Consider the following 10745-nt stretch of genomic DNA (forward strand, 5'->3'; position numbering starts at 1 on the left):
CCATTATAGCTTGTTTCGGGGCAGAAAATCAGCAAAAACATGGCTACAGAGGGAATCCCTTACTCTAGAGATTAATGACACTATCTGTTAAAATCAGGTTAGCGATCACTATACAGCCAACTCTACGGAATCGCTCTACTCCAGATACAGTCAACGGTACAGCCATTTTCAAGGGAAAAATGTACCCAGTAGTCTCTTTTCAATTTTTTCTGAGAACCGACCTGCAGTAAGGGTTTTGTTAATTTTTTAGTATTTATGTATGGGGGAAGTCCAGTTATTCAGAAAGGATATCTTTAATGGCAAGCCAAATGCGTTTGAGCTTTTGCAGCAAACCAACTGGATTACCAGTAGATTCCACTTCTACCGAATCAACTAATTGTTGAATCCTATCCATACGCTCTGCTAAAGCATAAAGGTTATTCACCGCCTCATCCTTGCTTGCCAACGATTCACGCAGTAGAACAACCATTTCAGCAATTTCCTGCTTTAGACGCTCATTTTCAATTTTACGGCGAGTTTCCCAACCCTTGATGCCAGCCTTTGAGCGTCTTTCTCGTTTAAGCAGCTCTTGGGCTTCATTATACAGAGTCAGATATTGCGTCCGCCGGGCATCTGCTTCTTGATATTTGGCTATTAATTCAACAGTTTTTGCCTTCTCTTCGTTATAAAGACAAAGAGTTTGCTGATATCTTTGCTGCTCACTAAGATAGAGTTGATTATTCTGCGTTGCACGCTGCTCCCATTCATCAACTGCAAGCTGTGAAGTCTGAAGCTGTTGCTGCAATTGAGCTTTTTCCTGCTGCAACAAAAACTTATCACCTCTAGCATTATCTCGCTGCTGTTTCAGTTCATGATAAGAGGGTGGCTCTGGCTGCCGAGAGCGAGGATTGTTGCGCTCATTATCACTATTAGAATCTCGGCGATCCGCCCTTCGCATCCCTGGCATAATTCAACCTCCGAAGCAGATATCCCTATAACTTGAGTCTTCCCAAATCAACGGAACGAGATAGCATTCGACAAGCTAAACCTCCGGCTCTTCTGGTTTCTGTGTGGAAACTAGGTCTATACTGATAGTTTCTTCAGCAAAATAGTCCTAAAAGTCTTTCCCAGTAAACATTTCACGATTCTATAAGCAAAAATTATCACACAAAGTCGAGAAGAGCCAACCTCCTAATGAATCAATCAGTATCGATCACACTAAAAAATAACTTGACGGACACTATCACTACTAAGAGTTAAAGCGACCTAACGACTTAATCAAGAGGCAATCGCCACTCTCAACTTAAATCTAAAATATCATATTTGTCCGCTCCGATGATTTGCCATAACCCGATTACTTCTTAATTCTTAACTGTAGCGAGCATCAATAATCTTGGCGAACTGAACAACGAAGTCAGCTATTTTTAATTGCGTAATCCTTGCTCAAATAGCGACTATTGAGACTTAAACAAAAACTGAGGTAACAATAGTTAAATAGTTTCAAACCTATAGCAGTAAGCCATCAGCTTTGAATCAGTTATATAGGAAGTTGTCGTTTTCTTTTCACTGTTTACTGATTACTGTTCACTGATAACTGAAAAATCCCCACCCTACCCAATCACCTCGTGTAAATCCGTCGGTGCGAGATTAGGATAAACCACTTCACCATCCTTAAACCAAATAATGCGCTGAGAGTGACGCGCCACATCAGCCTCGTGAGTTACCATGACGATAGTAATGCCACTGTTATTCAATTCCGAGAAAATAGCCATCACCTCTTGGGTAGTTTTCGAGTCTAGCGCCCCCGTCGGTTCATCAGCAAGTAATAATATGGGTTGATTGACAATTGCCCTAGCAATAGCAACGCGCTGCTGTTGTCCCCCCGATAATTGATTGGGTTTATTGTGCAGTCGATTATCCAATTTTACCCTCGTTAAAGCAGCGATCGCTCTTTCCTTTCTTTCTTGGGGAGAAACCCCACCATAAATCATCGGTAACATGACATTTTCTAGTGCGCTCATCTGGGGTAAAAGATGGAATTGCTGGAAAACAAAGCCGATTTTGCGATTGCGAATCTGGGCTAAATCCCCATCCGGCAGCGTGGAAACGTCCAGATTTTCTAGATAATAAGCTCCCAAGGTGGGACGATCAAGACAGCCGATAATATTCATGGCCGTGGATTTTCCCGAACCCGATGCCCCCATAATAGCGCAATATTCCCCTTTTTTCAGGCTTAAATTGACGTTATTAAGAGCTTTAACCATGGTTTCGCCACTGCCGTAGATTTTAGATACATTTTCGAGGCGAATAATTACTGGCTGATAGACTTCGGCTTTATCGTTGCGTTCGCTGAGAGAGGAAGTATCAAAACTCATGAAATAATATAGAGATAAAACCATTAAATGCAGCTATTCTAACCTGAGCAATTCTCCATTCAAGCAACATCCTTGAGAAAACCGACTAAAGGCAAGAAAACCGGCGCTAAATTCGATCGAGCCACGGCTAAACAGGGATAGGATCGATCGCTATAATTTTCCCCCACCTGCAAGGGAAAAATCTTTTCTCCTAAAGAGATAAATACTCCGCCAGCGGCCTGTAGAATTGCCCAGACCGCAGCAATATCCCAGACTTTCGGGGTTGCTTCCACTCCTCCCAACACCGTGCCATCGGCAACCAAAAGCAGATTATAACTAGCCACTCCTATCATCCGCACTTTGCAGGGAAAGGGATTTTTTAATATATCTGTACTACGGGCGCAGAGATTAAACAGATGATTTTTGCTAGGAAAATCGTCGCTGGTGTGAATCGGTTGACCATCGCGGTAGGCCCCCTCTGGACCGGTTAAACCCGTCTCACCGTACCAATAACCATAATAGGCCTGTTTTAGGCAGGGGAGATAAACAAATCCGAACACGGGAGTCCCCCGGTAGAGAAGTCCTAGGGAAATGCCCCAGATGGGAATACCGCGAGTAAAATTAGTTGTACCGTCGATTGGATCCACTACCCAACACCATTCTTGATCCGGGAAAATATGGGTAGTTTCCTCGGTTAGGACTCCATGGTCCGGGAAAGTGCGGGCAATTAGCGATCGCAATTCCCCATCGGACCAACGGTCGGCAGCCGTCACTAAAGTCCCGTCTGCTTTATTGGTGGCCTGTAATTTGCCAAAATCAGCTAGTAGGCGATCGCCCACCAGCTCGGTAGCCTGATAACAAAAGTCTAAAACCTGACTCCAAAAAGTTTCCATAATTTTCTCGTTCGTCTTCTAGTAGAATATTAAATCATTGTCTAAACTTAGGTAGTCGAGATTGAGCGCGGAAGCCCACCAGGAGATCAGACTAGCTACCCGTCTAGAAGCGATACTTTACCTAAAAGGGCAGCCTGTCCCCTTAACCGAGATGGTGACATTAACCAACAGCGATCGCCTGACGGTGGAAGATGCCATGATCGAGTTAATGTCCGATTATGCCCACCGGGATAGTGCCTTGGAAGTGGTGGAAACCCCCCTCGGTTATAGTTTACAATTGCGGTCAGCTTATCAGAATTTGATCGAAGACCTGATCCCGGCCGAATTAGGCACAGGAACCCTCCGTACTTTAGCAGCGATCGCACTGAAAGAACCGATTTTGCAAGCGGATTTAATTAATTTACGGGGCAGTACGGCCTATCAACAGGTTCAGGACTTGGTAGAACGAGGATTTGTGAGAAAACGCAAGCAAAACGAAGGTAGATCCTACTGGTTAGAAGTAACCGATAAATTTCATCAATATTTCGAGGTTGACAATCTTAGGGAACAGGGTATTCTGGAAGCTACCGCTCAGGAATAAGGAGAGAGAGGGTATATTATGGGTGAATATTTCTGATCACTGAGCTAAACTTGAGGAAGATGGGGGGACTTCGGGCAATCAAGAAGAGCGATTTGTTAACCTAGATCCAATAACCACTACAGCGTGGGAGTTCTGATGACTTTTAATCCTGATTTTTTTCCCTGGGAAACCGAAGAACAAAATGATAACTGTCTGATGCAGTATCTCCAGCAGCAGCATCCTGAAACCCTTGAGAGAATAGCCCAATCGGTCAGTAGCGAAATTAAAGATATTATCTCGCAAAACGTCAAGGGATTGGTGGGAATGTTGCCCTCAGAGGATTTTGCGGTACAAATTACCACCGACCGCGAGAATTTGGCTAATCTTCTCGCTTCAGCGATGATGACAGGTTATTTCCTCGGTCAAGTGGAGAAGCGCCATCATTTAGAATCAATTTTGTTAGCTACAGAATCAATTAAATTGGGCAAAAAACCAAAAATAGATTAATCTTCACCCCAAAAAGATAGAGACACTTTCATCGGTGTCTCTATCAGTTTTTAGCCCCCTTTGGCAAAACTCACCATCACTAAAATCGAGAGCAGGATACCGGGGACAAGTAAACCCGCTAATAATCCAAATTCAGTCAGCGTCATAGGAAAATATGCCCAAAATTCCATCACTTCCTACTCTAACCCCCTCTTCTGGCTACCTCAACAAAGCTTAAGGAAAATTTAAAGCCTTTTACCAGTTTTTCTCCTATCAGTTGTCCGACTAGACAAACCAAAAAGAGTCTTTTTGATGTTGCCAAGCGGTTTATAAGTAGCTGGTTATAATTAAATTAAAAATGGATTTTAGGTTCGATCCCCCCTGCCCCCCCTTGATAAGGTAGGGTTGATTCATGAATCAACCCTACGCTTGATAAGGGGGGTGTCTGATAATTTTTAACGCCTACCTACTTAATTCTTTTTTCAGCGCTTCGTATAAAGCTGAATAATCTTGTTCTGCTAATCCCATTTCTAAAGCTTTTTCAAGAAGGCGCTGTACTCCTGTTAGGGGAAAAGTGGTTAAATCTAACTTCTCCGATTCCTCTAAAAAGAGATTAACATCTTTGAGTAAATGTTTAGTGGGAAAATTAGGGTTAGCATAATTTTTCTCTAACATTCTGGTTAATTTTTTGTCAAAAGTAGGCGCATATAAGGCACTTTGACGCAGGATAGTCATGAACTTTTCTAGCTCTACTTCTTGCTGGGATAAAAAAGCTAAACTCAAAGCAAAAGCACTGGTTAGAGCGGCAATTAATTGATTTAAAGCTAATTTTAACGCCGCGGCGGTTCCCACTTCCCCGATTAACATCGGTTCTTGACCAAAATGTGCTAATAAATTTGACCATTGATGGAACTGTTTCTCCGTTGCTCCCACCATAACTAAGAGAGTCCCATTTTTAGCTTCGGGAATACTTCCTAACACGGGTGCTTCTAGATATTCTCCCCCTTTAGCAACAATTTGATCTCGCAGTTGTTTACTTTCAGAAGGGGCAATGGTTCCCATCTGGATAATAGTACGATTATTGAATTTAGATTGCTCGGAATTTAATCCTAAAACCTCTTGGATAGCGGCGGCATTAGTTAACATTAAAATCAGACAATCTGCCTCTTGAATTACCTGATCGGGACAGCTAACTGTTTTGGCTCCTAACTGCTGTAAAGCTGTCAATTTTTCTAAGGTGCGATTATAGGCAATAACAGAAATTCTCTGATTTAATAATCTTTCCAGCATTGGCGTTCCCATTAATCCCGTTCCCAAAAATCCAACTTTCATAACTCGATTTTTCCTTATTTATTGATTAGTTTTTACTTGTTTTTATGGCTGTCCAATGACGATTAGAAGACTGATAAATTTTAACATTTTTTAATCCCGATTGCTGGATGAAATCGGCGATTTCTGCTAGGGTAAAAGCCGCTCGCAGCGAGTCTTGAAATAATTGCGCTTGTCGGGGAGAAAAATTAGGATCGATTTCCCTCACCATCCCCTTGATTATTTCCTCGGAATCGGGACGGAATAAATCTCTTAAAAAAATGCCGCCATGGGGTTTTAAAACTCGCTTAATTTCCCGTAAAAAAGGCAGAGGATTTTCGAGATGATGGATTAAACTATTAGAAATAACTAAATCAAATTGCTCGGATTGGTAGGGAAGATTTTTTCCATCAACTTTCTCCAATTTTATCTGTTCTTGACAGTTAGCATTAAGGATATTTTTTTGACCAATTTCTAACATAGAATCGGCCAGATCAATAGCGATAATTTGCCATTGGGGACGTAGTTGACTGAGTATAATCGGAATGCGTGCAGTACCGGTTCCTACATCTAACACCCTAGCATTAATACCGGCCAATTGTACGGCTTCTTTAGCGAAATTAGTATTAACTTCTGTGAAGTCCATGGCATCATATTCGAGCGCTTCTTCCCGATCATCCATTACTTCTGGTTCTAAAATTCTTTCCATAGAAAAGCTATCTTTAGGGATTACAATATTCACAATACATTGGATCGGCAGTTTTTTGACCGTTGGGAAAGAGTTTTTCCTCTCGATAATCACACTTTTGACAACCGTATAGTTCCAGTTTAATCAAAGAGGTGGGAAAGTGACATAAACCACAGGGTAAACCCGATGTTATTTCGATAATATCAAACCCCGGACAACCACAATTAGGGCATAATTGATTAAGTTTTTGAACAAGATTTGCTGTCGCAGCAACAATTGCTTTCATCCGCGTGGGATTGTGCATAGCGCGCATATCGGTTTCTAGGTGTACTTTGCCGTTTTTGTCAAGAATATCTTCAACAATTTTAACTAAATTTTTCTGGTCAGTAATTCCCTTAAAAATATGCTCAGAGTCGAGAGAATTTTTATCAAACATCACCACTAAACCATGACTAGGAAACCCGATTTTTTCGGCAAATTCTAAAGCATCTGCTAGATTAGTTACAGTTTGGTGAGCGTGATTAGTTTCCGTGACTATTGCTTGACCAATTATTTCTAGATTATGGACTCGATCGAACAATAAAATCAATTCACGATTACAGGAAACTAGCGGCAAGTTGGGATAGGGATAAAAACTACCCTCACTAGCAATTCCGATATCGTATCCCGAAAGCTCGATCGCTTGTTGTGCCTTCCTGCGAGCGGTTTCAATTTGTGTCCCGATGCGCTTAATATCCCGGGTAAAAGTGCCAAAGCGATCGGTATCAAAATTATCGGGTACAATCACCTTAAGGCCTATTTCTTGCGCTAAAATCGGTGCAATCACCTGCTCTTTTCCGTGCATAGTCCCTAAAATTGCTATCCGATCTTGAAACATCTTTGTCAAGTAAAAAGGAGACAGGAGACAGGAGACAGGAGACAAATTCACCTGATAACTGATGGTGGGTTACGGCGAATACTAAATAGGTGGTAAAATATCTAAGTTATTGTCGCCTAACCCACCCTACGCTAACTTTCTGGGTTTTTTCCCTGAGCTTGTTTTAATCTTTCTGCTGCTGTTTCCATGACTTCTGCAAAGTTTTCGAGAATTTCGCCGGGGTGCGCTTCGAGGATTTTTGTGGATAGGGAAATGCGATTTTTATATTCGTCAATTTCTGCGACTACCACTTTAATTGCTTGACCAACTTTAAAGAAAGTCATGGGAGAATTAAAAGAGGCTCCTGTCACCTGTTTAGCATGGAGTAATCCCGTCACTCCACCGCAATCGACAAAGACACCGTAGGGTTGTAATTTAACCACGGTGCCACTTAATAATTTACCCACAGCTAATTGACTGATAGCGTTAGCGCGAGCAATTTCTCGCTGAGATAAAACTAATTTATTATTTTCTTGATCGATTTGAATAAAAGTTGCGGTTAAAAGTTGTCCGATGAGGGAATCTAAATCATTTTTTTCGATTAAATGGGAGCGAGGGATAAATCCTTTTAATCCCTCCACTTCCCCCGTTACTCCCCCCTTATTCACCCCTGTGACGCGCAGCTGCACCGACTTGCCACTTTCAGAGATTTCCCTGACATTTTCCCAGGCTTTTTGTAGTAATAATTGCCGCAGAGACAGGGTAACTTGTCCTTCCGCGTCCTGTCCACGGGTAATCAGAAAATCGAATTCTGCATCTATGGGTAAAGCTTCGGCAATGGAAGTAACATTTTCCAGGGAAATTTCCCTTAAAGAAATAAAAGCGGAGGATTTGCCGCCAATATCGATGAATGCTCCATCGGAGGTGTGTTGATCGACTCTCCCGCGCACGATCTGCCCTTTTTCAAACTGATAATCGTATTGATCAAGAGCTTTGGCAAAATCGTCCATGGAAAAGGCAGGGTTCGGTGTCATGATAAATAGAATGGTTACAAGTATAATTTCGATCTGCTTCCAGTGTAAGCTGAAGCTTGAGGGGTCAGACCATTAAGATTTAAGAAGGCTAAATAACTCTAGCACATGATCCCAAGCAGATTTGGCCGCATTAGCATTATAACTAGCCCTTTGGTCGCAGAAAAAGCCATGGTCGGCATTTTCATAGCGGAAAACTCGATGAGGAATTTGATAACGGATTAATGCGTTTTCTATCTCATCCACTTGCTTTTGAGGAATACTCGCATCTAACATCCCGAAAAATGCGTAGATTGTCCCCTTGATTTGGGGAGTCACCTTCACTGTCCCTTGTCCACCCCCAGGGGTTCCCGTGGTGATTCCTGCACCGTAAAAAGAGGCACTAACTTTGATATCCTCTAGAGTGGAGACAAGATAAACCAGATGACCACCAAAACAAAAACCGATCGTGCCGACACCGGTTTTTTGCACCTGTGGCAAACTATAAAGATAATCGATGGTGGCTTGGATATCGCTGATTAATTCGGCTGCTTTGGTTTGTTCTTTGTACTGACGACCGATTTCGATATCTTCTATACTGTACCCCGTTTCAAAACCAGGAGCGAATCGCTGATAAATGGCAGGAGCGATCGCTATATAGCCTTCTTGGGCAATTCTGCGGGTGACATCGCGAATATGGTCGTTTACGCCGAATATTTCCTGAATCACGATAATTGCCGGATAAATTCCCACCCGATCGGGAATGGCTAAATAGGCATCTATGTCAATATCTTTGTTAGGAATCGTAACAGTTTGCGTATTAATAGTCATAATTTTCTCGGTGAAAAGGGTGTTAGGGTGTTAGGGTGTTAGGGTTGTAGGGTTGTAGGGTCTTAGGGTTGTAGGGTTTTAGTTGAATTCCCCCAATTCCCCATCTCCCCAATTCCCCATTTCCCCAATTCCCCATCTCCCCATCTCCCCAATTCCTCAAATTAAAACAAACTTTTCCAAGGCCGCAGCCACCCCATTTAAGTTTACACTAGGGGCAACCCAATCGGCTTGATCCTTAACAGCTTGGGGAGCATTACCCATGGCAACACCGACACCCGCATAGGTGAGCATAGAAACATCATTAAAATTATCACCGATCGCCATAACGTTTTGCGGTTGTAATCCTAGGATATCTTCGGCCAAAAATTGGGCGGCGCTTCCCTTAGTGGCCTCAACGTGGGTAACTTCAAAAAAAGTCGGACTCGATTGGGTAAAGTATAAATCTTGATTTTGATAGCGTTGCTGTAAATGATGCCAAATCTCGGCGATAAATTGCTTATCTTCCCCCATGGCCAGGATTTTAGTGGTTTTGTGGGCAACTTTGCGTAAATCTCCCACTGCTTGGGCAATAATACCTGATCGTTGCCGATAGAATTCCGTTTCCGCGTTTAATTGCCGCACATAAAGCACATCGTCCATATAAAAATTAAGGGAGATTTTCTCTTTCCATTGGGGTTGTTCGAGATAATCTAAAAGATCGATCGCCAAGTCGGGGGAAATGGGAGTATGTCGATGGTGAACTTGGGAAACAGGATCTTGGATCCAAGCGCCATTGTAAGCAATTAAAGGTAAAGTGGATTTAAGGCGTTTATGAAAACGTAAAGCCGAGCGGTACATCCTACCAGTGCCAATAGCGACGGGAATTCCCTTTTTTTGGACGGCCGAGACAGCTTGCACCACAGCTGGATTAACCTGATTGTTATCACCGGCGATCGTTCCATCCACATCAACAACGATTAAGCGAATATCCACAGTCTTGTCCCATTCAACGGTAACAGTTATTGACACTCTCGCCGTCAAGCTACGCTGTGACTGGAGATTCTTGCTTCTACTCCTCTTAACTAGACACAATCGGAAGACTATGCCCCCGTCAGACCGAATCCACAAGCGTTTTAGTTTAACGTCTACCGACTGCCCGGCGGCGGACGGCTCTGAATTTTATTTGTGGGCAGAATTGACCTTAGCCGTTAAGCTTCTATCCTGCTTGACCCGTCACCATTACATTTTCAAGGGCGATATTTGTTCCGAGGTACAAAGGAGCGGGAGGTTTCCGTGATCCCTTACGCGCTTTACCGCTTTCTGTATTCTAGCGAAATCCCTCGAAAATTGTCAAAGTATTGAAAGCTAGGATGGAAGGCATGGGATTAAATACAACAGTCCGAACATTTGGATACACGAATAAAACAATATTAAATTGGGAAAAGAAATTATCAGCCTGACAAGCAACGTTAGTATTTAACTCTAGATAAAATGTCACCATAATTACCTCAAAAACTGCCCTAGTTAATTATTTTTAGCTAGTTGACTAACAAGCCATGCTCTTAAATTCTTTTCTGCCCTCACTTCATCCTCTTTAGCAGTGGCTAAAAATTCATAGAGTTTAGTTTTCGGAACTAGGGGAAAAGTGGGACTAAATTCTTCTTCCTGATAAACCCCCTTTTCTAACCGATAAATGCGCCAGATTTGTCCATTAAAACGCCATAATTCCGGCACTCCCAAACGGGCATAAAGTGCTAATTTATTAATATCCGTATGGGTGATATCCACTTCCACCACTAAAT

The 10745-nt window shown here is 42.5% G+C and carries 12 protein-coding genes; 2 read left to right on the forward strand and 10 right to left on the reverse strand.

Features of this window, described 5'->3' with window-relative positions:
* Window positions 1-274: 274 nt before the first annotated feature.
* From O9300_RS18460 to O9300_RS18470, 3 genes are all read right to left on the reverse strand, one after another.
* A complete protein-coding gene (locus O9300_RS18460) occupies window positions 275-946 on the reverse strand; it encodes a hypothetical protein (RefSeq protein WP_002768564.1) in 672 nt (223 codons plus the stop codon).
* Window positions 947-1589: 643 nt separating this feature from the next.
* Window positions 1590-2354, reverse strand: a complete 765-nt coding sequence (locus O9300_RS18465; protein WP_149985355.1) for an ABC transporter ATP-binding protein — start codon at window positions 2352-2354, stop codon at window positions 1590-1592.
* 59 nt (window positions 2355-2413) lie between these two features.
* Window positions 2414-3226, reverse strand: a complete 813-nt coding sequence (locus tag O9300_RS18470) for an inositol monophosphatase family protein (protein WP_287973249.1) — start codon at window positions 3224-3226, stop codon at window positions 2414-2416.
* A 61-nt stretch (window positions 3227-3287) separates the two neighbouring features.
* On the opposite strand from O9300_RS18470, the gene scpB reads away from it, so the two are divergent.
* On the forward strand, window positions 3288-3806 hold the full coding sequence (scpB, locus tag O9300_RS18475; protein ID WP_190723496.1) for an SMC-Scp complex subunit ScpB: 519 nt from the start codon (window positions 3288-3290) through the stop codon (window positions 3804-3806).
* 135 nt (window positions 3807-3941) lie between these two features.
* Entirely contained in the window at window positions 3942-4292 is a 351-nt protein-coding gene (locus O9300_RS18480) for a DUF760 domain-containing protein (RefSeq protein WP_002803308.1), read from the forward strand.
* A gap of 441 nt (window positions 4293-4733) precedes the next feature.
* Here O9300_RS18480 and O9300_RS18485 read toward each other — a convergent pair whose 3' ends face one another.
* From O9300_RS18485 to O9300_RS18515, 7 genes are all read right to left on the reverse strand, one after another.
* The gene (locus tag O9300_RS18485) at window positions 4734-5603 is read right to left on the reverse strand and encodes an NAD(P)-dependent oxidoreductase (RefSeq protein WP_287973253.1); all 870 of its coding nucleotides are present in this window, start codon (window positions 5601-5603) and stop codon (window positions 4734-4736) included.
* A gap of 25 nt (window positions 5604-5628) precedes the next feature.
* Complete coding sequence (locus O9300_RS18490) at window positions 5629-6288, reverse strand: class I SAM-dependent methyltransferase (protein ID WP_287973255.1); 660 nt, start codon at window positions 6286-6288, stop codon at window positions 5629-5631.
* 13 nt (window positions 6289-6301) lie between these two features.
* The gene (locus O9300_RS18495; RefSeq protein WP_287973257.1) at window positions 6302-7144 is read right to left on the reverse strand and encodes a DUF6671 family protein; all 843 of its coding nucleotides are present in this window, start codon (window positions 7142-7144) and stop codon (window positions 6302-6304) included.
* Window positions 7145-7275: 131 nt separating this feature from the next.
* Complete coding sequence (locus O9300_RS18500; protein WP_041803732.1) at window positions 7276-8133, reverse strand: S1 RNA-binding domain-containing protein; 858 nt, start codon at window positions 8131-8133, stop codon at window positions 7276-7278.
* Window positions 8134-8229: 96 nt separating this feature from the next.
* Window positions 8230-8964 (reverse strand): dienelactone hydrolase family protein, encoded by a 735-nt coding sequence (locus O9300_RS18505; protein ID WP_287973259.1) that lies wholly within the window; start codon window positions 8962-8964, stop codon window positions 8230-8232.
* A 156-nt stretch (window positions 8965-9120) separates the two neighbouring features.
* The gene (locus tag O9300_RS18510) at window positions 9121-9936 is read right to left on the reverse strand and encodes a Cof-type HAD-IIB family hydrolase (protein WP_287973266.1); all 816 of its coding nucleotides are present in this window, start codon (window positions 9934-9936) and stop codon (window positions 9121-9123) included.
* Between the two features lie 531 nt (window positions 9937-10467).
* The coding region (locus O9300_RS18515; protein WP_287973263.1) for a Uma2 family endonuclease at window positions 10468-10745 on the reverse strand (278 nt) is incomplete at its 5' end.

Origin of the sequence: Microcystis sp. LE19-195.1E (assembly GCF_027532095.1) — a bacterium.
GTDB lineage: Bacteria > Cyanobacteriota > Cyanobacteriia > Cyanobacteriales > Microcystaceae > Microcystis > Microcystis aeruginosa.